We start from the raw sequence: 24632 nt of genomic DNA, 5'->3' as shown, positions 1-24632 counted from the left end.
CCACTAGCTGTCAGGGTTCGAGCAAATCTCGATACTGAACCTCATGGTCGTGCTCTTCCAGGCTGATCCGCCCCAGTGCACCAGAGCGCAAATCTTTTAAGACAATTTCACTGACCTTATGCCAGTCGACTTCACGCCCGCGAATACACGCCCGCTTACGGGCAATCAGCTCCATGCACTCCATAGAGGTATTCGGAACTGAATCGAGTTTATAGCGAGCCATCAGGGCTTCCGGGTAGCGCTGAGCAAGGTAATCAACGGCAAACAGGGCGATATCTTCATACTCAACCGCCGTATCCCGAATTGCACCACTGGCCGCCAGGCGATAGCCGCCCAACTCACTTTCCGGAGAAGGCCACATAATTCCCGGGGTATCCATCAGGGTAAAATCATTGGCAATCTGAATACGCTGCTGGTTTCGGGTTACTGCCGGTTCATCGCCAACTCTGGCAATCTTTCTGCCGGCCAGGCCATTGATTAACGTCGACTTACCCACGTTAGGAATGCCTACCACAACGCTTCGGACCGGTTTCGCCAGGCCACCGCGATGCGGCGCTAAGTTGCGGCAATAGTCGGGAATTTTTGCCAGTTGCTTGCGATCGGACATGACAATCGGAACAACCTTGATGCCCTTTTCATGCGATAGAAACTCCACCCATTTCTGAGTAATTTCCGGGTCTGCCAGATCCGCTTTACTCAACAACCTTAGAACCGGCTTGTCTCTGCGCACTTTCGTCAGAATAGGATTCATACTGGAGTGCGGTATGCGCGCATCCAGCACCTCAATAACGACGTCTATCTTGGGGATGATTTCACTGATTTGTCGGCGAGCCTTCGCCATATGGCCAGGGAACCAGTTTATTTTTGCCATGGGACTTCAACGTAAAAAAAGAAGCAACTATAGCACGAAAAAGCCCAGCCTAATGCTGGGCATGAGCTCCGGGGCTGAATTCTGCGGCGGAGAGTAAAAGACACATTACGGCTTCAGAAGCGGTTAACTGCTCTTTCGGAACATTGCCACGTTTTCACCCACCAGACGGTGCTTTGAACATCGATTGTGAATGCCCGGCTGATAATCGGACGGGGTGTCTATCCGCTTCACAGGAATACCACACTCCTCACACTCAGCGGTGTCGTAGTGCAGCAGCCAGCTCTTGTAGTGTTCGAGGGTTACTGCGCATTTTTGCGCGGCAAACGCCAATGGCTTTTCAAGGTAGTCTTCCAACTGCCTTGCCGGCAAGCTGATATGACCTGCGCCCGCATGGTAGGCAACGAAAACCAGCTCCAGTTTTTCCATGCGATCAAACAATGCTTCCATTGCACTGTCGGAGGCGCCCAGTTCTTCCAGCTCCTGACGTAGCTTCTCGCCTTCGGCATTGGCCAACTGAAGACTTTGCGCAAGCTCTTCCAGCTTAAAGGCAGATCGCTTCAGTTGAGTCTTAAGTTCAATTTTTTCCGCTACCGCAGCGTCTTTATCGGTAACTAATTGCTCCAGCCTGGAATTACTTTCTTCAACCTGTTTTTGCGCGGACTGCATTTGCACCAGCAGACGCTTTTTCTCTTCTGTCAGAGCAGTCACCTGAGCTTTCAACTGAGCAGTTTCAGTTTGCTTCTGCTCGACGTCTTTCTTCAGCTCTATCATCGCTTCAGAGTTAGACAGATCAGCCTCGGTCACCTGCTTACGATGACCCTCCAGCTGCTCTACCAGCTGGGTATTCATTGCCAGCAAACGGGTGTGATCTTCGTTTATCTCATCCAACTCAACGGACTTGGCGCTCAACAAATCTTTCAGTTCGTTTACCTGAAGTGATCTATCGTCATCTTCACTTCGCTGATTACGGAGCAACTCCAGATACTCGTCTTTTAACTGGTCGTACTGCTCTTTCTGGATTTCAGCACGCTCACTTAACTGATAGTACTCTTTTTCTCGCTTGGCATTCTGAGCCTGCAACTTTTCCAACAGGACCTTATTCTGATTAGCCTGCTGTTCCAGCTCCTGAGCGTGGTAACGAACACTCTGCGCTTCGTTGCGCATTGCGCGTTTTACCTGATCAATCTCTTCGCGGTATTTTTCTTCAATACCCTGAAGCGTTTGCTTCTGCATCTGCACCAGCAAATCGATTTTGTTCTGATACTCTGCAGACTGAGCCGCCAGATCTTTTTCATGTTTGGCTTTCAGGCTTGCCTGACTTTCAGCGTGAGACGAGACATCCACCTTCTCTGAAACCACCGGCACATCAAGAACCGGTACGGCCTGTTCTCTTAATACGGGAGCAACCTGCAACGTGGGAATATCAGTCTCTGAGGCTATTAAGCCAAGCTTATTGCGCTGCACGGCTTCTTTCAGAAGCTGGAAATGATTGATGTCGCGCTGATTAGGCTCCCAGAGCTCTCTTTGATACCAGGAGACAGAGCATTGGCTTCTGCAGGCAAGACGAATTGGACCAGCGCCTAAGTCAGGCCCCGGGCCGGCATTTTCAGCCAAATGACGAAGCGGGATATTCCAGTCTTCATCGGCAAAGCCCCGCTCATTAAATTCAATCTGAAACATCACCAGACTGTGAATCTGCAGTGACTGATTTATTTTGACGTAGGCTGCATTAATTTCTTTATTGGCAAGCTCGGCAATTCCAACAACGCCATCCAATACAGCTTCAAACTCTGAATACCGCATTTCCTTGATAATGGACTTCTTACCAAAAAAACAAACCGCCTCGAACAGCTCTTTATTTTTCTTTGATGACATATGTTGCCCCAACCGCGCTTATTTCCGTATATTGCCTAGTAATGACATAAACCACTGCATAATCCGTAAATCATAGTGTGTAAACCGCTTTACAACTGTGAATTGATCAGCAGTTACATTCCTGAAAAGCAGAAAATACATAATATGTGACATGGTTTTAGATTATTTAGTTCCATCCATTGCCTATACAACCGAACCTAAACCACCCAGACCCTGCCCGCTAATCTAGCAAATTCAAATTAAGATAACTGTTTATTTTTGATTTCAGTGAAGACAGAAAACAGAACTGACCAGAAACGATAAAAGATAAGTTTTGCGCTACCTGAGCACAAACAAAAACGGGGTTTTACTGGCTTTACTATCAGAAACTGCGGCATTCAAGACTTAGAATGTTAAGCCATAAGGCTGCGCACATTTTTAATGCTTTAGGAAAGTATAGGAACAGGCGGATCGTGTATTTCGGGACGCATGGCTAAACTGCCATACTTAACGTCTCTTTATACTTGAGACAAAGTGGCGGAACGGACGAGACCGATGGTCCGGCATCCCGGCTCACGACCTAAGCTTTGCTTCGGGTCGCGCTGTTAAGTTGTCACACTCAACATTTCTTTATACTTGAGAGAAAGTGGCGGAACGGACGAGACTCGAACTCGCGACCCCCGGCGTGACAGGCCGGTATTCTAACCAACTGAACTACCGCTCCAGGTAGCGTACAAAGCTCTTCAGCTATAACTTGTTAAGTTGTCACACTCAACCTCCCTTTATACTTGGGAAAAGTGGCGGAACGGACGAGACTCGAACTCGCGACCCCCGGCGTGACAGGCCGGTATTCTAACCAACTGAACTACCGCTCCGCATTATGGTGGGTGTGAACGGGATCGAACCGCTGACCCTCGCCTTGTAAGGGCGATGCTCTCCCAGCTGAGCTACACACCCATAATGCTAGATTTTTCGTTTCTCAACGCCCTCTTTTACTTTGAGGAAAAAGTGGCGGAACGGACGAGACCGATGGTCCGGCATCCCGGCTCACGACCTAAGCTTTGCTTCGGGTCGCATTGTTAAGTTGTCACACTCAACGCCCCTTTATACTTGGGAAAAGTGGCGGAACGGACGAGACTCGAACTCGCGACCCCCGGCGTGACAGGCCGGTATTCTAACCAACTGAACTACCGCTCCGCATTATGGTGGGTGTGAACGGGATCGAACCGCTGACCCTCGCCTTGTAAGGGCGATGCTCTCCCAGCTGAGCTACACACCCATAATGCGATGTATTTTTATACCTACCGGTACCCTTCCAATGACAGCCTGAGCAGCTAATTATTGCTTGGCCGTTCCTGAAAAGTGACGCGCATTTTATCGATTTTCCCAATGAAGTCAAACATTTAGCTAAGATTCCATTAAAAAAAATTAGCGAACCAAAAAGAGCACCATATCCGGCCAAAATGTAATCAGCAAAACAACGGCAAGCAATACAAACATCATCGGCACGGTGGCCGCGTATAACTCGGTTATCGATTTCTTGAAACGATAGCTGGCGATAAACAGATTCATACCTACCGGCGGTGTAAAATAGCCTATCTGCATATTGGCAACGAAGATGATACCCAAATGAACCGGGTCGACGCCATACTCTATGGCAACGGGCAGGATAAGGGGCACAATAATAATAAGCGCGGCAAAGATATCCAGCAGAGCGCCCAGCGCCAGCAAGCCGACGTTCAGGCACAGCAGGAACGCCCAGCGGGAATCAATATTTGCCTGAATAAACTCAAACACCATCCCCGGCACTTCCAAGTCTACCAACAGATTAGTAAATGCCAGCGCAACACCCAGTATCAGCAGAATACCACCGACCATTTTCATGGCTTCGGCAGCAATGCCGGTCAGCTGGGACAGCTTTACATCACGATAAACGAACACCTCGATAATGAGCACATACAGCGCAGTAATAGCTGCGATGTCACTGATTACCAACCAGCCACTGATCAGTCCGACAGCAATGATCAATGGAATGGCTGCCTCCCACTTGGAGATCCACAGTTGTCTGGCTACTTCGCGCCAGTCAAATGGCGTCAACGGGATTTCCTCGTTTCGCTGATTCCACAACCCAAACGCCCATAGCGAGAGAATCATCAGGCTGGCAGGCACAATCCCGGCAACAAACAGATCCTTAATATCGACGTTGGCTACATCCATTTGCTGGGCGACAATGCCGTAGAGGATAAGCGGAATGGCCGGCGGCAGCAGCAGTCCCATACTGCCCGATGTGGTAATCAGGCCCATGGCAAATTTTTCAGAATAGCCGGCCGATTTCAGCGCCGGAACCAGCAAGGCCCCTAATGCGACGATGGTAACGCCCGAGCCACCCGTCAGCAGGGTAAAGAAGGAGCAGGCCAACAGAGATATAAGCACCATGCCACCCGGCAGCCAGCCTAGAGCGGCCTGTGTCAGGGCAACCATCCGGTCGGCTGTTTTGCTTTCGCTGAGCAGATAGCCTGCAAAGGTAAATAATGGCAGGGCGATCAACAGGGTATTTTCAGTAAGGCGGTATAGCTCAATGGGCAGCACCATTAAATCGATATCCACAGACCAAAAGCCGAACCCTGCCCCGCCCAGAATAATCACAAACAGTGGCGTGCCGACCAGCGCAGCGACAACGATTAATACAATCAGGACGGCGTTCATGAATCTGCACCCGGTTGATTCGTAGTAAAGACAGCGATGACAAAACGGAGAGCCATAACACCGAAGCCCAGCGGCATTATCAGTTCAAACGGCCAGGCCGGCAGCTCGGAAAACGTCGTTGTCTGATAAAGGTATTCTTCATATACAAATCTGACCGAGTGATAGGCCATAACAGCGCACAAAACTGCGGATATTGCAGAAGTAATGCGACCTAACACACCAAACCAGCCACGATCAGCGTAATGCCGCAAAATATCGATAGCGATATGCTCGCGCTCCCGGGTTGCCACCATCGCGCCCAACACGGCCAGCCAAAGCACCAACATCCGATTGAACGGGTCGATCCAGAAAAAACTCATTTCAAAGATATTCCGCAGAACAATCTGCAGGACTGCGAGCGAAATCATTGAGAGCAGAATAACAATCAGCAGAATGCGCTCAAAACTGGCCCAATAACGGGAGATGAATTTCAATTTGGATTTCGCCTATTGGTTAGTTACTGCACCGGGTTACTGCGGTAGCCATTTAAGGTCTCAACGATACGGGAATAGATGTCAGCATCAAACTCACCGGAGGCAATGAGTTTTTCAACGGCCTCTAAGGCATCCTGCTCGACGTCCGCTCTCATGGCGTCAGTCAGCGGTACAATCTCAACACCCAAATCTGAGAGCGCATTGAAAGCTTTGACGTTGTCGGCTCTTGCGAGCTCATCCAGCCGCTCGCTACTGCGTTTTAACTCCCGACTTAATACCTCGTAGTCCTGATCAGCAACACCCTTCAGCGAACGCTCAGAAAGCGCTATCACACCATAGATATACATAAACGGCGCATCGGTGAGAAAACCGGTACGGGAATACCACTGCAGCACAATGGCGCCAACGGGCGGTGCCACAATGGCATTGATCGCACCTGTCTGCAGGGCTGTCAACACGTCACCAATATTCAGGGTAATGGGGTTCATTTCGAAAGCTTTCGCAACCTGCTCAGAGAGCGAGTCGTTAGCCGGCAACCAGAGCTTCTGCTGCTTTAATTCCTCCATGCTGGATACCTGTACCGAGGTCATGGGGTATGCAAAACCACCCTCAATCAGGCCAAAGGTGTGCCAGCCGTTATCAATAAAGCCCTGATTCAGTTCCTGATCAAATTCAGCCCTGACGGCATCCACCTCATCAAAGTTCCTGAACAGCAAAGGCGCGTTCAGCACCTGAGCGTTCTTAAAGTCATACGAAAGCGCCGTGCTGTGAATATAGGCACCGCTGAGCTGGCCAATTCGAATCTTGCGGCGAACAGCGATAGCATCCCCCATCACGCCGCCCGGGTAAAACTTAAACTGAAGCCGCCCTTCTGTGGCCTCCTCAATCCGTTTACCCGCATCACGCAACTCGTTGAGTACAGCATTACCATCTGGATATTCCGTCGCGATCTTAAAGACCTTGGCTTGCGATAAAACAGGAAAGATCAGCAGAGCAACGACAACAAGACATTTAAATCGCATTCGAATTCCTAATTAAAAATAATCATTTGAGCTGGCCAGCAGTTCAACGGCCTGCTTCTGCGCGTAGATATTTTGCAGAGTATAGCCATCAACATAAGGGTCTAACTCAAGCACCTCGTTCAGCAGTTCATCATGAAGCTCCTGATCAAACACCAAACGGGCATAGTTTGCAGCGTAATAGACGTAAATGATCAGGTTTTGGCCCTGCGCAACCTCCAGTGCCTGCTCATAGTAATGCTTCGCGACATCCGGCTTGCCGCCTAGGCTGGGCGGTAAAATACTGTTCATCACCCCAAGATACAGCAATGCCGTGCCCTTCTCGTAAGTCGGGTCCAGTGACGCAACCTGTTTCAGTACGGTTTCAGCCTGACCCAGTTGGGCAACGACAAGCCAATCGTCTGAATTGCTCTGTATATAGCTGGCCCATGCAGTGCCCAGCGAATACAGGTAGGGAATATCTTTAGCATCCTGCCATTCCACAAGCGCCTCGGCCAGCTGATTTGCATCCATCGCGGTCAGGCCACAGGCATCATCGTCATGCAGGCAGAAAGCAGTCTGAGCATGGCCGAGCGCCTTTTTCGACAGTAACTTCTTGCGTTCGACATCTTCAGGGCCTACAAAAACGCCCCCGTAGGCACCATTTAATGAAGCGGCAGTCAGGTGAAGCGATTCACTGTTAGGGTAAGTCAGTGTTAATGCATCTACCATCAACAGATAACTGGGAAGACCATCCTGCACTGTGGATAAATCATCGCTGTTCACAATGGCATTGGAAAGGTTAGAGGGAAGCCGGGTTGTTGCGCAACCGGCAAAAAACACTATGGATAACGAAGCTAAAATGCGAAATTTCATCTACAGGCTGCCATGATCAGGATTTTCGCCGCATTATAGCCGAACCAGGTTAAAAAAAAGTAACAACGCTGGTCACGATCCAACACCTTAGCGGCATTGCAGCACCGCAAAACACCACAAATGTGAACTGACCAGCAAAAGCAGGCATAAAAAAGCGCTGACGGGGCTAGCCGACAGCGCTTATTAGTTCAGACATGTTTAACCAAAGTATGACAGCATAACACCGGCAGCCACCGCTGAACCGATCACACCGGCCACGTTCGGCCCCATTGCATGCATTAACAGAAAGTTGGAATGATTGGCTTCCAGGCCGACTTTATTTGAAACCCGGGCAGCCATCGGTACTGCAGATACCCCGGCAGAACCAATCAGCGGGTTAATCGGCACCTTAACAAACTTATTCATTAATTTAGCCATCAGCACACCGGTTGCCGTACCTACACAGAAAGCCACCAAACCAAGCGCCAAAATGCCCAGCGTTTCAATATTCAGGAATGAATCAGAACTCATTTTGGAGCCCACGGCCAGGCCAAGCATGATGGTAACGATATTCATCAAGGCGTTCTGCGCAGTGTCACTCAACCGATCAACCACGCCACTTTCTTTCATTAGGTTACCAAGGCAGAACATACCCAGAAGTGGTGCTGCCGACGGCAGAAACATAGCCACCAGAAACAGTACAACAATCGGGAAAACGATCTTTTCACGCTTAGAAACCGCACGCAGCTGGCTCATGGTAATTTCACGCTCAGCCTGCGTGGTTAACGCCTTCATAATTGGCGGCTGAATGATGGGCACCAGAGCCATATAGCTATAGGCTGCCACAGCGATAGCACCCAATAATTCCGGTGCCAGGCGGCTGGCCACAAAGATCGAGGTCGGACCATCCGCACCGCCAATAATGCCAATAGCGGCAGCATCGGCCAATGAGAAATCGACCCAGCCCATAGAGCTCATCCAAACCGCACCGATAACCGTTCCGAAAATACCAAACTGAGCGGCAGCCCCCAGCAACAGCGTTTTAGGGTTGGCGAGCAGCGGACCGAAGTCTGTCATGGCTCCAACACCCATGAAGATCAACAGCGGGAAGACACCCGACTTAATACCGATCTCAGAGATGTAATAGAGCAAGCCATGGGGGTCGCCCATACCGGCACCTGGGATATTAACCAGCAGCGTACCAAAGCCAATCGGCAACAGCAGCAACGGTTCGAACTTACGTGCAATCGCCAGGTATATGAGTACCAGGCCGACAAGCATCATAATGAATTGGCCCAACTCAAGATTGGCCAGGCCGGAATCCATTATCAACTGATGAAACTTATTCATGGTCTGGCGCTCCTTACAGGGTAAACAGGCAATCGCCAACAGCTACCGAATCACCTTCTTTAACAGCAACGCTGCTAACTGTGCCCGATTGTGTCGCACGAACTTCAGTTTCCATCTTCATGGCTTCCAGAATCACGACCACCTGACCTTCCTCGACAACATCACCAGGCGCTACCAGCACCTTGAATATGTTTCCTGCCAACGGTGCCGATATTTCTGCGCCACTGGCACTGGCCACCGGTGCTGCAGAAACTTCGCCCCCCTCTGAAACACTGGTGACGTATGACTTACCGTTTATGGTCACCGTTACATCACCGGACTCATTCACCTCAGCGACATAAGACTTGCCATTCAGGTCAACGGTATAAACACCGCTGCCGGATTTAGCTGCCGGCTTAACCTCTTCACCCGTTGGCGCAGGCTCAAAGGCACTGGCATCTCCGCGGTTCTGCAGGAATTTCAGACCAATCTGCGGGAACAGTGCATAGATCAGTACGTCGTCGGCGACATCATCAGACAGCTTAAAGCCTTTTTCTTTTGCCAGGCTGCCCACTTCTTCGGTTAATTTATCGAATTCATTCTCCAGCAAGTCTGCCGGACGACAGGTAACAGGCTCGCCACCATCGAGCACACGCGCCTGCAGCTCTTTGTTAAACTCGGAAGGTGCAGCACCGTACTCACCCTTAAGAATGGCCTGAGTCTCTTTGGAAATGGACTTGTAGCGCTCACCGGTCAGTACGTTGAGCACCGCCTGCGTGCCGACAATTTGAGAGGTAGGTGTAACCAGCGGGATATAACCTAAATCCTTACGCACCCGAGGAATCTCTTCCAGTACCTCATCGAACTTATCGGCGGCGCCCTGCTCTTTCAGCTGCCCCTCCATGTTGGTCAACATGCCACCCGGCACCTGAGCAATCAGAATGCGGGTATCGGTACCACGCAATTGGCCTTCGAATTTAGCGTACTTTTTACGAATTCTGCGGAAGTAGGTGGCAATCTCTTCAAGCAGGGTTAGATCGAGCCCGGAATCGCGGTCAGTCCCCTGCAGTGCGGCAACCAGTGCCTCTGTTGGTGAATGACCATAAGTCATCGACATGGAAGAGATTGCTGTATCAATATGATCCACACCGGCTTCAATGGCCTTCAACTGGGTCATTGATGACAGGCCGGATGTCGCATGAGTGTGGAAAGAAATCGGGATATCCAATGATGCCTTCATCTGGCTGATCAGCTCGTATGCATCATAAGGTGCCAGAATGCCAGACATATCCTTAATGGCGATCGAGTCTGCGCCCATGTCTTCAATTTCTTTGGCCAGAGACATCCACTTTTCAACCGTATGCACCGGACTGGTTGTGAACGAGATGGTTCCCTGAGCATGAGCCCCCTGCTTACGAACCGCGTGCATAGCGCGCTGCAGATTGCGCGGGTCATTCATTGCATCGAAGACACGGAACACATCAACGCCGTTCTTCACTGCCCGCTCAACAAACTTATCGACAACATCGTCTGCGTAGTGACGGTAACCTAAAAGATTTTGACCGCGCAGCAGCATTTGCTGACGGGTATTAGGCATAGCCTTTTTCAGTTCACGGATACGATCCCATGGGTCTTCACCCAGAAAACGAATACAGGCATCGAATGTCGCACCGCCCCAGGATTCCAGCGACCAGTAGCCAACCTGATCCAGTTTTTCGCAGATTGGCAGCATGTCGTCTATGCGCAGTCGGGTTGCAAACAGAGACTGATGTGCATCACGCAGTACAACATCAGTTATTTTTATCGGGTTCTTCGTTGTCATGGATTCCACCTTCAAGAATCTAAAGAATGCGCCGCAAAGCGCCAGCTTTAACGTTTATGAAACTGCCTGGCAGCCGCGGCTACAGCAGCCACTTCAGTCAATGCCTCAGCGTTCTCAGCCTGAGGCCGTGCAGCTTTTGCAGCCGGCTCAGGCACGGCTGGAGCAGGAAGCTGCTTGATTAAAAATGACATTAAATTGGTGCCGACCACCAATATCGCCAGAAATATGAAAACGGTACTCATACCCATAATCATGAGGTTTATACCGCCCGACATGAGCTCAGACATAAGGATTAGCCCCTGTTTAATTGAATTGGATTGTTCTTGTTATTCAGCGTTAGGCATTTAACTGCCCGATTTCACCAGTTAGATTACATTAAAGCATCGAAATGGCGCAATGACTCGCCATCTGGCAAAAGGTGCCAAACAATTATGCCAATCGGCTGATCTGACTCAAAAAGGCAAGCTAAACAAGACGTTTCGATAAACCCCTCGCCAATTGATTTTTCCTTTAATAACATGCGCCTCCACACTGATTTTGCACACCGCTAATGAAAATTTATCTGGCGCCTATGGAAGGCCTCGCCGACCATTTCCTGAGAAACATCATCGCCCACCGAGGCGGATATGACCTGGTTATTACCGAATTCGTCAGAGTTGTAGACCAGCTGCTGCCACCGTCTGTTTTTTACCGAATTGTTCCGGAGCTCAATCAGCATGCGCTAACAGGCGTCGATACACCGGTTCGTGTACAGCTACTGGGCAACCATGCGGATGCACTGGCAAGAAATGCGCTGCGCGCAATAGAACTTGGCTCCCACGGCATTGACCTGAATTTTGGTTGCCCGAGCAAAACGGTGAACAACAGCCTTGGCGGTGCCATTCTGCTCAATGAACCGGAAACACTGTACCGGATTGTGAAAGCCGTCAGGCAGGCAGTACCTGAAGAGCACGCTGTTTCGGCAAAAATGCGACTGGGCTACGAAGACAGTAGCCAGATGATTGAGTGCGCCAGCGCCCTGGCCTCTGCCGGTGCGGATGAAATTACCGTGCACGCCCGAACCAAGGTGCAGGGCTATGCCCCGCCGGCTCACTGGCACTTGGTGGAAGAAATCAGCAACAGGGTGAGCACGCCGCTGATCATCAATGGCGACATCTGGTGCGACGACACCGCCAGGCAGGCATTGAAGGCATCCGGCTGTCAGCACCTTATGATCGGCCGCGGGGCGGTCAGAAACCCCTGGCTGGCACAACAGATAAAAGGCACGCACAGTGGCAGCACCGACTGGACAGACTTGCACGCCATCATTATGGAGTTCTGGCAGGCGGTAACCGACCAAATGAGCCACCGCTACTGCTCGGGGCGATTAAAACAATGGCTGAAGCATTTGAAGGAGTCCAATCCACGCGCAGCAGATCTGTATCTGGAACTGAGGCCATTAACAGACGTAGCTGAAATAACCGAACTGCTGACGGGCTACAGGAATTAAGGACAAAAAAACAAAGGAAATTATAAAAGAGAACAAGGGAATTGAAAACGAGAAGAAGTGGCGCGCCCGGTACGATTCGAACGTACGACCGCCTGGTTCGTAGCCAGGTACTCTATCCAGCTGAGCTACGGGCGCGCATCAGTGCATTTTAAACCTTCTCTACCCGCACTGTAAGTAGGAAGTTGGCGCGCCCGGTACGATTCGAACGTACGACCGCCTGGTTCGTAGCCAGGTACTCTATCCAGCTGAGCTACGGGCGCTTAAAACCAGTATTAAACTGGTCAATGGCGGAGAGAGAGGGATTCGAACCCTCGATGAGCTTTCGCCCATACGCCCTTAGCAGGGGCGCGCCTTCAGCCACTCGGCCATCTCTCCAAACAACGGCGCGCATCTTACCATGTTTTTTTCAAAAAAAAAGAAAAAACTCAATAAAATTAACACATTAGCGAATTTTACTGGTTAGAAAGTGCGGCCGGATATTGGAAGTTATTCCTCTGGCTGATCTGGCTGACCCATCTCGCGCTGAATGCGCTGATAGATTTCTTCACGGTGCACTGCAACATCTTTTGGCGCATTGACACCAATACGAACCTGATTACCTTTAACTCCGAGTACCGTGACAGTAACTTCATCACCAATCATTAATGTTTCACCGACCCGGCGGGTTAAAATCAGCATTAAAGTTTCTCCTGCTTTACTCTTGGGGCTGTCCTAATCATTCAGTCACCAATCGACTGAATGCCCTACATACCCCAAGTATTGTCAATAATTATAAAAAAGAAAGTCGAATTCACCTAGTGGTGGTCAAAGAACAACAGTCCATTGTTATTGCTGGCTGAAAACCAGAAATGACGCTCCCTCGAAACTTCAATGATGCCCAATAACTTGTAGCTTACTCGGCTGCGATATCAGCGGCGTCTAAATCAAAAGCGGTATGCAGCGCACGAACAGCCAACTCCAGATACTTTTCTTCTATGACCACTGAAATTTTAATCTCTGACGTAGAGATCATTAAAATATTGATGTTTTCCGCGGCCAGGCAGTCAAACATCTTTGAGGCAACACCCGCATGTGAACGCATACCCACACCGACGATAGAGACCTTAGCGATGGAATTATCACCGGTAACGGTTTGTGCCCCGAGATCTTCAGCGACAGATTCGAGAACCTGAATCACGCGCTTATAGTCGTTTCTGTGCACGGTGAAGGTAAAATCCGTTGTTTTATCTTCGGCAACGTTCTGCACAATCATATCGACTTCAATATTGGCCGCACTTACCGGCCCCAGAATCCGGCTTGCCGCACCAGGGATATCAGGAACGCCAACCAAGGTCAGCTTGGCCTCATCCCGATTAAATGCAATTCCTGAGATTACTGGTTGTTCCATTTTCTGATCACCCTCAAAAGTAATTAATGTGCCGTCACCCTCAACAAAACTGGACAACACACGCAGCGGCACATGATATTTGCCTGCAAATTCAACCGAACGTATCTGAAGCACCTTAGAACCAAGGCTTGCCATCTCCAACATTTCTTCAAATGTGATCTGATCAAGCTTTTTGGCTTTTTCCACAACCCGCGGGTCAGTGGTGTAAACGCCATCGACATCGGTGTAAATCTGGCACTCATCGGCCTTCAGAGCAGCGGCAACAGCCACGGCGGACGTATCAGAACCACCACGCCCCAGCGTAGTGGTATTACCCTGCGCATCCACACCCTGAAAACCGGCAACAACAACGATCCTGCCTTTTTTCAGGTCTTCCTGAATGTTATTGACATCAATATCTTTAATACGGGCTTTGGTATGCGCACTGTCGGTTAAAATCTTAATCTGGTCACCGGTGTACGACTTTGCCTCGCAACCCAGCTCCTGCAGCGCCATCGACACCAATGCTATAGTGACCTGCTCACCGGTCGATACCAATACATCCAATTCACGAGGACTCGGATCGGATGATATTTCTGAAGACAGCGAAAGCAGACGGTTAGTTTCGCCACTCATGGCAGAAACCACAGCAACGACATCATGACCTTCATCACGGTAAGATTTTATTTTCTTAGCGACAGCCTGTATCCGCTCGATAGTGCCTACAGAAGTGCCGCCGAATTTTTGCACATATAACGCCATGAAATTTTAAGCCCTTAAGCAAGTGTCTCTTTCACAAAGGCAACAGCATAGTCCAATGCCTCTGCCAGTTTTTGCACATCGCCGCCACCGGCCATGGCCATATCTGGCTTACCGCCGCCTTTGGCGCCCATTTTCGCACCAACCTCTTTCACCAGATCACCGGCCTTGATCACCGAAATCTGATCTTTGGTCACACCGGCAGCGAGCTGCACCTTGTCATCATTCACTGCTGCGAGAACAACAATAGCGCTACCCAGCTTGTCTTTCATCTGATCCATGGTCGTGCGCAGGGATTTGGCATCGACACCGTCCAGGCGCGCAGCCAGGACTTTTACACCATTAATCTCCATGGCCGATGAGGTCAGGTCACTGGCCGCGGAACTTGCCAGCTTGGCCTTGAGCTGTTCAATCTGTTTTTCCAGCTCTTTGGTGTGTGCCAGGGTCTGGGTTACCTTTTCCGCAACCTGGTCTGCCGAACATTTGAGCATTGACTGAACGTTAAATACAGACTGATCCTGAGCGTGAATATCCGCAATAGCGTATGGGCCGACAACCGCTTCAATACGACGTACACCCGCTGCAATACCGCTTTCAGACTGAATGCGGAACACGCCGATATCGCCGGTTGCTGAAACGTGAGTCCCCCCGCATAGCTCTTTGGAGAAACCGTCGGTTCCCATCGATAGTACACGAACGTTTTCATCGTACTTTTCACCGAACAGGGCCATAGCTCCGGCTTCGCGTGCCGAATCAATATCCATCAACTCTGTCACTACCGGGCTGTTTGACTGAATCTGCTGGTTTACCAGCAATTCAACCTGCTTTAGCTCTTCCCGGGTAACCGCTTCAAGGTGAGAGAAATCAAAGCGCAGTTTATCGAACGCAACCAGCGAGCCACGCTGCTGCACATGGGTGCCCAGCACCTTCCGCAGTGCGGCATGCATCAGGTGAGTAGCACTGTGATGGCGTGCGGTATTTAGACGCTCATCACGAGCAACGGTTGCATCCAGCACGGCGCCAACGGCGACTGTGCCGCTTACAACCTTAACCCGATGCAGGTGATGCCCTTGCAGCTTGGTGCAGTCAACAACTTCCAGTTCCACACCCTCAGCGGATAAACGACCGATATCACCGGATTGACCGCCGGACTCGGCATAGAAAGGTGTTTTGTCGAGAATAACCAGACCTTCATCCCCGGATGATAGCTCGCTGACAGTTTCGCCAGCCTTCAGCAGCTTAGCCACTTCACCACTGCCAATCAGTGACTCATAGCCCAGGAATTCGGTTTCACCTTCCAGGTTTAAATCAATGTCACGATCGAGCGTAAACTTGCTGTTGGCTTTAGCTCGCTCACGCTGGGCAGCCATCGAAGCCTCAAAGCCCTGCTGATCAATCTCCAGACCTTTTTCACGGGCGACATCAGCCGTCAGGTCAGCTGGGAAACCGTAGGTATCGTATAATTTGAACACCAGCTCACCCGGAATCACCTTACCTTCCAACGATTCGATACCATCCTCCAGGATGGCCATACCGTTGGCGAGTGTGCGGGCAAACTGTTCTTCTTCAATAATCAGAACTTTCTGAACATGAGCCGCCTGCTCCGCTAACTCCGGATAGGCTTCACCCATTTCATTAACCAGATCGGAAACCAGCTTATTAAAGAACAGGCCTTCACAACCAAGCTTATAGCCGTGACGAATGGCACGACGAATAATTCGCCGTAACACATAGCCACGACCTTCATTGGAAGGAATAACACCATCGGCAATCAGGAACGCAGAGGAACGGATATGGTCGGCGATAACACGCAATGAGCGGTTTTCAATATCAGTACAGCCGGTCTCGCGCATGGCTGCTTTGATGAGTGCCTGGAACAGATCGATCTCATAGTTACTGTGTACGTCCTGGAGGATAGCCGCCAAGCGCTCCAAACCCATACCCGTATCAACAGACGGTTTAGGCAACGGCTTACGGATACCATCTTCCTGCGTATCAAACTGCATGAAGACCAGGTTCCAGATTTCGATATAACGGTCCAGGTCATCGTCCGGGCTGCCCGGAGGGCCACCGGGCACATCTTCACCGTGATCATAGAAAATTTCAGAACAGGGGCCACACGGACCGGTATCGCCCATCATCCAGAAGTTATCTTTATCGCCAAGACGGGAGAGCCGATCCGCCGGAACACCTATTTTGTTCACCCAGATATCAGCGGCTTCATCGTCATCTTTATAAACGGTGACCCAGAGTTTTTCGGCAGGCAGGCCAAGCTCTTTGGTCAGGAAGTTCCAGGCAAAACCGATTGCTTCTTCTTTGAAGTAGTCGCCGAAACTGAAATTACCGAGCATTTCAAAGAATGTATGGTGACGGGCGGTGTACCCTACATTTTCCAAATCGTTATGTTTACCACCTGCACGCACGCAGCGTTGCGCGGTTGTCGCTCGTGAATAATCCCGTTTATCTGAACCCAAAAACACGTCTTTAAACTGGTTCATACCGGCATTGGTAAATAGCAGGGTCGGATCATTACCTGGAACTAATGAGCCAGCGGGTACTACTCGATGGCCATTTTCAGCAAAATAATCAAGAAAGCGGCGGCGGATTTCTGAGGTTCTCATTGGAAATAGGATTCTCTATTGAATGCTTCGGCTAAAAAAGGCAGACAATAGTACACACATGGACTCACAGAGGAAATACCAGCTATTTAAGATTAGGAACCCGCTGTTCGATTTGGTCTAAATTCCGCGACAAATGCTTGTAAATTAGTGAAACGATGAGCTGTCACTAGTAGACAATTGCTCGACGGCATAACGAATCATATCGGGATTAAAACCCCGATAACTGAGAAACCGATAGGCTCTGGCCTTCTCTTTTTGATCGGCTACGGCTGAAAACTTACGTTGCAAACAGGCCGCTGCCAACTCGAACCAATCAATATTTTTAGCCTGCATCGCACTCTCCATCAGGTGGGCAATACCTTTCTGGCGGGCGTCATAGGTTATCCGAACCGGGCCACGCCCCTTTTCTATCTGACTGTTCAGCCACATATCAACATAGCGCTCATCCGATTGCAGCCCCTGATCAATCAGCCGTGCCAGCACCTGCTCGATCTCTTCCCCGGAATCAGGAAACTTTCCGCTCAGTTTGCTTTTTAACTCGTGCTGCGAATATTCCCTACGGGCAAGCAAACCCAGCGCGGCATTCCAGATACTCATTCAACCTCCCTTAAAAACCAAAAAGCCCGCTCAATTAGCAGGCTTTGGATTGCGCTTACAGACCCGAGATCAGCCCTTAGCTTTGGCTTTTGGCTTAGCCGGCTCTGCTTCTGCTTCAGCCTTGGCAGGTTCCGGGTCTTTTTTATCCAGAAACTTAGCCCGAACAGCGGTCTCAATCTCATTGGCCATTTCCATGTTGTCACTCAGGAAGCGTGCGGCATTTGCCTTACCCTGGCCGATCTTGTTGCCCTTATAAGAGTACCAGGCACCCGATTTTTCAACCAGGCCGATCTTAACGCCCAGGTCGATCACCTCACCCATATGGTAGATACCCTGGCCGTACATAATCTGGAACTCTGCCTGTTTAAACGGTGGAGCCACCTTGTTCTTCACGACCTTAACGCGGGTTTCGGAGCCCACTACTTCGTCACCGTCTTTGATGGTACCTGTACGACGGATATCCAAACGAACAGACGAGTAGAACTTCAGGGCATTACCACCCGTGGTGGTTTCCGGATTACCAAACATAACGCCAATCTTCATACGGATCTGGTTAATGAAGATCACCAGACAGTTGGCGGTTTTGATGTTACCGGTAATTTTACGCAGCGCCTGAGACATCAATCGTGCCTGCAAACCAACGTGGTGGTCACCCATTTCGCCTTCAATTTCTGCCTTAGGAACCAAAGCCGCGACCGAGTCGATAACGATGACGTCGACAGCATTGGAGCGCACCAGCATATCGGCGATTTCCAGTGCCTGCTCACCGGTATCCGGCTGGGAAACCAACAGATCATCTACCTTAACCCCCAGTTTCTGGGCATAGGAAGGATCCAGAGCGTGCTCAGCATCGACAAACGCACAGGTGCCACCGGCCTTCTGTGCTTCTGCAATAACCTGCAGCGTCAGTGTAGTTTTACCGGAAGATTCAGGACCATAGATCTCAACAACCCGACCTTTAGGCAAGCCACCAATACCGAGCGCAATATCCAAACCCAGCGAGCCGGTTGAGATTGCCGGAATATCCAGCTGGTCTTTATCGCCCAGGCGCATAACCGAGCCTTTACCGAACTGGCGTTCAATTTGACCTAATGCCGCGGTTAAAGCTTTTTCTTTATTGATGTCCATAATCGTTCTTCCGAATTAAAGGCTGTATGAATAAACAGTATATTGTCATAATTTGATTCAGGCTGACAAGCGCTAATTTTGCTTGCTCAGCAATTCAACTAATCGCACCAAGGCATAATCCGCTGCCTGGTCGCGTACCTGCTGGCGATCGCCGCTAAAGAGTCTTTTTTCAGACCATACTTTTTTACCATTTGCCCAGCTGAAACAGACCGTGCCAACCGGCTTGGATTCAGTGCCACCACCCGGTCCGGCAATGCCGCTGACCGACAGTGCCCAAGCGGAAGCAGCATAGTTACGGCCGCATTCGGCCATCTGCTCTGTGACCTCACAACTGACCGCGCCATACTGCTCAATGGTTGCGGACTGTACACCCAGCTTAATTTTCATCTCGTTTGAATAGGTCACAACGGCGCCCAGAAACCACTCGGAGCTACCTGCCAGGTCGGTACACAACTTGGCGATTCCACCGCCGGTGCAGGACTCTACCGTTGCCAGAGTTTCATTCCGTGCAACCAATAAGCGCGCTAATTCATCAATCTGCATATAGCCTCCGGGTTTTGATTAAAACCGGAATGGCATACCATTGCCGGTCCGTAAATTTCAGACACTTGGTAAAGCATGAGCAAGCAAGACGCAACCGCAAAACACACCCCCATGATGCAGCAATACTTCAAATTAAAGAAGCAGCATCCTGACGATCTGCTGTTTTACCGAATGGGTGACTTTTATGAGCTGTTCTTTGACGACGCCAAAGAAGCCTCCAGGCTGCTCGACATTACACTGACCAAGCGCGGCCACAGCAATGGTGAACCGATCCCCATGGCCGGCATTCCGTTCCACGCAGCGGAAGGCTACATAGCCCGACTGGTGCAGACCGGCCGTACCGTTGCGATTTGCGAACAAGTCGGCGACCCGGCTGCCAGCAAAGGGCCGGTAGAGCGTAAGGTTGTCAGAGTACTGACACCAGGCACGCTCAGTGACGAAGCCTTTCTTCAGGACAGAAAAGAATCTCTTCTGGCCGCAATATACACGGTAAACAGCAACTGGGGCCTGGCAACACTGGATATGGCCAGTGGCCGGTTCAACCTGATGGAACTGAAAACCGCGCAGGATTTAACCAGTGAGCTGGAGCGCCTGAAACCCAGCGAACTGCTCTATTCGGAAGGCGCTCAGCCGCCTGAAATCTACGCCAAACCCGCCTTTCGGGCACAACCGGAATGGCTGTTTGATTACGACAGCGCAATAGAAAACCTGACCTCTCAGCTGGGCACTAAAGACCTGAGCGGTTTCGGGGTCGATGAAATGCACAGCGCCATTTGCGCAGCCGGCTGCCTGCTCAATTACGCCCGCGAAACCCAGAAAAGCGACCTGCCCCATATTCGATCTCTGACGCCCGAATACCACAATGACAGCGTAATCCTGGATGCTGCCACGCGCCGAAACCTGGAAATTGACATCAACATCCGCGGCGAATCCGAAAACACCCTGTTTGCACTGATGGATATGTGCAGCACAGCAATGGGCAGCCGCATGCTGCGGCGCTGGCTCAACAGGCCACTGCGCTCGCACAATACACTTAACGATCGCCTGGCAGCAGTAAGCACTCTGCTGGGTGATTTTCGCTTCGAACAATTTATCAGCATTATGAAGCCGATCGGCGATGTCGAGCGGGTACTCAGCCGGGTTGGCCTGCTCTCGGCACGCCCGCGCGATTTAATCCGTCTGCGCGAAGCGCTGGAGGCAATCCCGGCATTACAGGCACAGCTGGCAGAATGCGATTCACCGCTGCTGAACCGGCTGAAGGGCGAACTTCAGGCAAACCCTGCATGGCTGAAAGAAATATCTGCAGCAATTAAAGAAAACCCTCCGGTGGTTATTCGCGAAGGCGGCGTCATCGCCGAAGGCTATGATGCCGAACTGGACGAGCTGCGCGGACTGGACAGCAATGCCGGTGAATTCTTAACCAACCTGGAAACCAGTGAGCGCGAGCGCACCGGGCTCTCGACCCTAAAGGTCGGCTATAACCGGGTTCATGGCTACTATATTGAGATCAGTAAAGCCCAGTCTGGTGACGCGCCAACAGAATACATTCGTCGTCAGACCCTGAAGAATGCCGAACGCTTTATAACCCCGGAGCTGAAAACCTTTGAGGATAAAGCCCTGAGTGCGCGAAGCCGGGCTTTAGCACGGGAGAAGTTCCTTTATGACCAGCTGGTACAAACGCTTGCTGGCGACCTGTTACCGCTGCAAACCTTTTGTCAGGCCCTGATTGAGCTGGATGTTCTGACCAACCTGGCAGCCTGCGCTGACAAATTCAACTGGACAGCGCCGAGCCTTTCCGCAGAACCGGGCATTAAAATCTCAGCCGGCCGACACCCGGTTGTGGAATCGCTGCTGGAAACGCCATTTGTACCGAACGATACCGAACTAACGCCGGAAACCTGTATGCAGGTCATTACCGGGCCCAACATGGGCGGTAAATCGACCTATATGCGCCAGGTTGCGGTCATCGCGCTGCTCGCCTCAATTGGCAGCTATGTACCGGCAGAGTCCGCCAGCATTGGCCAGCTCGATCGCATCTTCACTCGTATGGGCTCTTCCGATGACATTGCAGGCGGCCGCTCTACCTTTATGGTAGAAATGACAGAAACCGCCAGCATCCTCAATAACGCCAGCAATAAAAGCCTGGTTATCATGGACGAAGTCGGTCGCGGAACCAGCACCTTTGACGGCCTGTCACTGGCCTGGGCCAGCGCCAGTCATCTGGTCGGCGAGATAAAAGCGCTGACCCTCTTTGCCACCCACTACTTTGAAATGACAGCCCTGGCAGAAACATTCAGCGCGGCCAGCAATGTTCACCTCGATGCCACCGAGCACCAGGACAAACTGGTCTTTCTGCATCGCGTTCAACCCGGACCGGCTTCCCAGAGCTATGGTATACAGGTAGCCAGGCTCGCTGGCCTGCCAACAGAAGTAATTACTCAGGCAAAATTCAAACTCGATACACTTGAAGGCACACCAGCACCTGCGGCAGCTTCCAAACCGGTAACACAGGGCGACATTCCCGCCCAGGCAGACCTGTTTGCGGTATCAGAACACCCAGTGGCCGAAAGCCTGAGAGCACTGAGCCTTGACGATTTAACACCCAGACAGGCGCTGGAATGGCTGTACCAACAACGGGACAAGCTGTAAAAAGCAGGTCACTGGCGTTGTTTATTCACTTTTAGAATAACGCCCATACTTAATGACCTGAATTTTTAATTGAGGCATCCAAACTCTGGCACTACTATTAGCCAAAACTAAGGAAGAGATAATTCAATGGCATTTGTTGTTTTAGAAAACTGCATTAAGTGCAAATACACCGATTGCGTAGAGGTCTGCCCGGTAGACTGCTTCTATGAGGGTCCAAATTTTCTGGTTATTCACCCGGATGAGTGCATCGATTGTGCGTTGTGCGAGCCAGAATGCCCGGCCGAAGCCATCCTGTCTGAAGATGAGGTTCCGGCGGATCAAATCGACTTTATCGAACTGAACGCTGAGCTGGCAGAGGTTTGGCCAAATATTACTGAGCAGAAAGACCCTCTGCCGGATGCGGATGAACAAAACGGCGTTCCCGGCAAACGCGCTGCATTAGAGCGCTAATCCAGAAACCTGCCTGCCTCCTTTGTGGTTTTCAATACCGCAAAACGAAAGAAGCCCGCGTAAAGCGGGCTAAAGTACTGCAGCCTGATAGCTTATTTCAGGTTCTAAACTCCAAACAGTGCGGTAGAAGTCAGCCCTTGCTTCTCCATAATATCCCGCAACCTGCGTAAAGACTCGACTTGAATCTGGCGAACACGCTCACGGGTTAACCCAATTTCACGGCCTACATCTTCAAGAGTGCTTGTTTCATAGCCACGCAGACCAAAGCGACGGGCGACCACTTCACGCTGCTTTTCTGACAGCTCGTCCAACCAGCGATCAATGCTGGCCTTCAGATCATCTTCCTGCAGTGCATCAGAAGGGTCATTGGCTCGTTCATCAGCAATGGTATCCAACAGGTTTTTATCGGAGGTATGGCCAATAGGTGTATCGACAGAGGTTACGCGCTCGTTCAGTGCGAGCATTTTCTTAACGTCTTCTACCGGTTTTTCCAGCAGAAACGCGATGTCTTCCGGCGTAGGCTCGTGATCCAGCTTCTGAGACAGCTCACGGGCAGCACGCAGGTAAACATTTAATTCTTTTACAACATGAATCGGCAGGCGAATGGTGCGGGTCTGATTCATGATGGCCCGTTCAATAGTTTGACGGATCCACCAGGTAGCATAGGTTGAAAAGCGGAAGCCACGCTCGGGGTCAAACTTCTCGACTGCACGGATTAAACCGAGGTTACCTTCTTCGATCAGATCCAACAGTGTCAGACCGCGATTGAGGTAGCGACGTGCAATTTTCACGACCAGACGCAGGTTACTTTCGATCATGCGCTTACGACCGGCAGGCTCACCTTTACGCGCCAGACGGGCAAAGTAAACCTCTTCTTCCGGGCTTAACAGCGGCGAGAAGCCGATTTCGTTCAGGTAAAGCTGTGTAGCATCGAGAGAACGCTGTAGGTTTCCATTGGCATTGAGCGCCTCCTGAAACTCACCTTCGTCTTTCGAGGAATCGTCAGAATCGAAGCCGTTATAATCTTCTTTTTCAACGTGAGAATTTTCTGATTCAAATTCAGCCCCGGACATTAAATCTTTGAAGGCTGTAATCTGGTCGTCGGCAATATTAGCGGCATTATCCCTGAGTTCAGTCATAGTATTCACCTGTTTTGCTGAGCTTCTTATATCGGTCAGAATGGTGAAGTCTTTAACGCTTCGGCAAATACTGAATAGGATTTACCGGCTTACCATCCTGACGAATTTCGAAGTGCAAGCCGGGCTGGTCTCCCTGCTTACCCATCGTTGCGATTTTCTGCCCGGCAGCTACGCTATCTTTCTCGTTTACCAGAATTCTCTCTGTAAAGGCATACGCGCTTAAAAAGGAATTCGTATGTTCAACGATGATCAGATTGCCGTAACCGGGTAGTCCATCACCTGCATAAACGACAGTTCCTGTCGCCGCTGCAACTACAGAATCTCCAATTCGACCGCCGATATCAATGCCTTTTCTATCCGACACCCTGGAACTAAAAGCTCGCACTATTTTCCCGTCGTGCGGCCAAACCCATGATGCCGCCTTAGACTTGTCATTTAGACTCGCTTTCACAGAAGCGTCATTTTTCTGACTGTTAGTATTTGTAACCGAGTTCTGAACACTGCTGTTCTTGGTCGTTTTAGTGGTTTTTACCGAAGCAGACGCGGTTTTAGAGACTGGAATTTGTTCGCTCAGTTTGAGCGACTGACCTTCAAATATCCGAAAATCTGAGCCGATACCGTTAGCTTTCGCGAGCTTTTTATAGTCCAGCCCGAAACGGAAGGCTATGGAGTAAAGGGTGTCACCCGGTTTAACCAGGTAATAGTCCGGCCTGTAATTTGAAGGCTGTACCGACTTAGCCGCAGGCTTGGTTTGCTGCCAATCGGGCGTGCCCCGTTTTTCCAGAGAAGCATAACGTTCACTGTTCAAACAGGATGTCAGCATCAGAATAATGACAAAAACTATACTGTTTTTTGACACACAAAACACTGTATATATCACCTCGAGTCTGGATGCGTTCTACAGTGAAAACTTCGGATGAACGCCGTTAAAACCTATCAGAACATACTAAAAAGAAATTTAAAATAAAACTTTAATTCCAAAT

At 50.4% G+C, this 24632-nt stretch carries 20 protein-coding genes and 8 tRNA genes; 3 read left to right on the top strand and 25 right to left on the bottom strand.

Annotated elements, in window-relative coordinates; all coding sequences use genetic code 11:
* Positions 1 to 10: 10 nt before the first annotated feature.
* The 14 genes from ylqF to BCF53_RS19615 form a co-directional block, all read right to left on the bottom strand.
* Positions 11 to 871: a ribosome biogenesis GTPase YlqF gene (gene ylqF / locus BCF53_RS10700; RefSeq protein ID WP_132701723.1), complete on the bottom strand. Its 861-nt coding sequence runs from the start codon at positions 869 to 871 to the stop codon at positions 11 to 13.
* A gap of 123 nt (positions 872 to 994) precedes the next feature.
* Positions 995 to 2746, bottom strand: a complete 1752-nt coding sequence (locus tag BCF53_RS10695; protein ID WP_132701722.1) for a coiled-coil domain-containing protein — start codon at positions 2744 to 2746, stop codon at positions 995 to 997.
* Positions 2747 to 3372: 626 nt separating this feature from the next.
* Positions 3373 to 3449, bottom strand: a tRNA-Asp gene (locus BCF53_RS10690).
* A 74-nt stretch (positions 3450 to 3523) separates the two neighbouring features.
* A tRNA-Asp gene (locus BCF53_RS10685) sits at positions 3524 to 3600 on the bottom strand.
* 6 nt (positions 3601 to 3606) lie between these two features.
* A tRNA-Val gene (locus BCF53_RS10680) sits at positions 3607 to 3682 on the bottom strand.
* Positions 3683 to 3845: 163 nt separating this feature from the next.
* Positions 3846 to 3922: transfer RNA gene (locus BCF53_RS10675), tRNA-Asp, on the bottom strand.
* Between the two features lie 6 nt (positions 3923 to 3928).
* Positions 3929 to 4004, bottom strand: a tRNA-Val gene (locus BCF53_RS10670).
* Positions 4005 to 4153: 149 nt separating this feature from the next.
* On the bottom strand, positions 4154 to 5431 hold the full coding sequence (locus BCF53_RS10665) for a TRAP transporter large permease (protein WP_132701721.1): 1278 nt from the start codon (positions 5429 to 5431) through the stop codon (positions 4154 to 4156).
* The gene (locus BCF53_RS10660; RefSeq protein WP_243645816.1) at positions 5428 to 5904 is read right to left on the bottom strand and encodes a TRAP transporter small permease; all 477 of its coding nucleotides are present in this window, start codon (positions 5902 to 5904) and stop codon (positions 5428 to 5430) included. Before BCF53_RS10660 ends, BCF53_RS10665 begins: the two co-directional genes overlap by 4 nt.
* A 23-nt stretch (positions 5905 to 5927) precedes the next feature.
* Positions 5928 to 6926, bottom strand: coding sequence for a TRAP transporter substrate-binding protein DctP (dctP, locus tag BCF53_RS10655; protein WP_132701720.1), 999 nt, complete (start codon positions 6924 to 6926; stop codon positions 5928 to 5930).
* A gap of 12 nt (positions 6927 to 6938) precedes the next feature.
* Positions 6939 to 7778, bottom strand: a complete 840-nt coding sequence (locus tag BCF53_RS10650; RefSeq protein ID WP_132701719.1) for a TRAP transporter TatT component family protein — start codon at positions 7776 to 7778, stop codon at positions 6939 to 6941.
* A 198-nt stretch (positions 7779 to 7976) separates the two neighbouring features.
* A complete protein-coding gene (locus tag BCF53_RS10645; protein ID WP_132701718.1) occupies positions 7977 to 9107 on the bottom strand; it encodes a sodium ion-translocating decarboxylase subunit beta in 1131 nt (376 codons plus the stop codon).
* 13 nt (positions 9108 to 9120) lie between these two features.
* Complete coding sequence (gene oadA / locus BCF53_RS10640) at positions 9121 to 10908, bottom strand: sodium-extruding oxaloacetate decarboxylase subunit alpha (RefSeq protein ID WP_132701717.1); 1788 nt, start codon at positions 10906 to 10908, stop codon at positions 9121 to 9123.
* Between the two features lie 47 nt (positions 10909 to 10955).
* Positions 10956 to 11150: an OadG family transporter subunit gene (locus BCF53_RS19615; RefSeq protein WP_424511405.1), complete on the bottom strand. Its 195-nt coding sequence runs from the start codon at positions 11148 to 11150 to the stop codon at positions 10956 to 10958.
* A gap of 308 nt (positions 11151 to 11458) precedes the next feature.
* On the opposite strand from BCF53_RS19615, the gene BCF53_RS10630 reads away from it, so the two are divergent.
* The gene (locus BCF53_RS10630; protein ID WP_132701715.1) at positions 11459 to 12397 is read left to right on the top strand and encodes a tRNA dihydrouridine synthase; all 939 of its coding nucleotides are present in this window, start codon (positions 11459 to 11461) and stop codon (positions 12395 to 12397) included.
* A gap of 58 nt (positions 12398 to 12455) precedes the next feature.
* Here the strand turns inward: BCF53_RS10630 and BCF53_RS10625 are convergent.
* The 9 genes from BCF53_RS10625 to BCF53_RS10585 form a co-directional block, all read right to left on the bottom strand.
* Positions 12456 to 12532, bottom strand: a tRNA-Arg gene (locus BCF53_RS10625).
* A gap of 48 nt (positions 12533 to 12580) precedes the next feature.
* Positions 12581 to 12657 (bottom strand) — tRNA-Arg (locus tag BCF53_RS10620).
* Between the two features lie 25 nt (positions 12658 to 12682).
* Positions 12683 to 12772, bottom strand: a tRNA-Ser gene (locus tag BCF53_RS10615).
* 111 nt (positions 12773 to 12883) lie between these two features.
* Entirely contained in the window at positions 12884 to 13075 is a 192-nt protein-coding gene (csrA, locus tag BCF53_RS10610; protein ID WP_132701714.1) for a carbon storage regulator CsrA, read from the bottom strand.
* Between the two features lie 214 nt (positions 13076 to 13289).
* A complete protein-coding gene (locus tag BCF53_RS10605; protein WP_132701713.1) occupies positions 13290 to 14525 on the bottom strand; it encodes an aspartate kinase in 1236 nt (411 codons plus the stop codon).
* A 14-nt stretch (positions 14526 to 14539) separates the two neighbouring features.
* Complete coding sequence (gene alaS / locus BCF53_RS10600) at positions 14540 to 17143, bottom strand: alanine--tRNA ligase (protein ID WP_132701712.1); 2604 nt, start codon at positions 17141 to 17143, stop codon at positions 14540 to 14542.
* A 144-nt stretch (positions 17144 to 17287) separates the two neighbouring features.
* A complete protein-coding gene (locus tag BCF53_RS10595) occupies positions 17288 to 17740 on the bottom strand; it encodes a regulatory protein RecX (RefSeq protein WP_132701711.1) in 453 nt (150 codons plus the stop codon).
* 69 nt (positions 17741 to 17809) lie between these two features.
* Positions 17810 to 18868 carry a recombinase RecA gene (recA, locus tag BCF53_RS10590; protein WP_132701710.1) on the bottom strand — a complete coding sequence of 353 codons (1059 nt, stop codon included), beginning with the start codon at positions 18866 to 18868 and terminating at the stop codon, positions 17810 to 17812.
* Between the two features lie 72 nt (positions 18869 to 18940).
* Positions 18941 to 19411 carry a CinA family protein gene (locus BCF53_RS10585; protein WP_132701709.1) on the bottom strand — a complete coding sequence of 157 codons (471 nt, stop codon included), beginning with the start codon at positions 19409 to 19411 and terminating at the stop codon, positions 18941 to 18943.
* Between the two features lie 75 nt (positions 19412 to 19486).
* On the opposite strand from BCF53_RS10585, the gene mutS reads away from it, so the two are divergent.
* Positions 19487 to 22060 (top strand): DNA mismatch repair protein MutS, encoded by a 2574-nt coding sequence (gene mutS, locus BCF53_RS10580; RefSeq protein WP_132701708.1) that lies wholly within the window; start codon positions 19487 to 19489, stop codon positions 22058 to 22060.
* 126 nt (positions 22061 to 22186) lie between these two features.
* On the top strand, positions 22187 to 22510 hold the full coding sequence (gene fdxA, locus BCF53_RS10575) for a ferredoxin FdxA (RefSeq protein ID WP_132701707.1): 324 nt from the start codon (positions 22187 to 22189) through the stop codon (positions 22508 to 22510).
* 104 nt (positions 22511 to 22614) lie between these two features.
* Here fdxA and rpoS read toward each other — a convergent pair whose 3' ends face one another.
* The gene (rpoS, locus tag BCF53_RS10570; protein WP_243645814.1) at positions 22615 to 23649 is read right to left on the bottom strand and encodes an RNA polymerase sigma factor RpoS; all 1035 of its coding nucleotides are present in this window, start codon (positions 23647 to 23649) and stop codon (positions 22615 to 22617) included.
* 52 nt (positions 23650 to 23701) lie between these two features.
* The gene (locus BCF53_RS10565; RefSeq protein WP_132701706.1) at positions 23702 to 24508 is read right to left on the bottom strand and encodes a peptidoglycan DD-metalloendopeptidase family protein; all 807 of its coding nucleotides are present in this window, start codon (positions 24506 to 24508) and stop codon (positions 23702 to 23704) included.
* Positions 24509 to 24632 lie beyond the last annotated feature (124 nt).

Source organism: Reinekea marinisedimentorum, assembly GCF_004341165.1.
GTDB lineage: Bacteria > Pseudomonadota > Gammaproteobacteria > Pseudomonadales > Natronospirillaceae > Reinekea > Reinekea marinisedimentorum.
The sequence above is the reverse complement of the archived record's forward strand: the minus strand, read 5'-3'. Positions and strand labels throughout refer to the sequence as shown.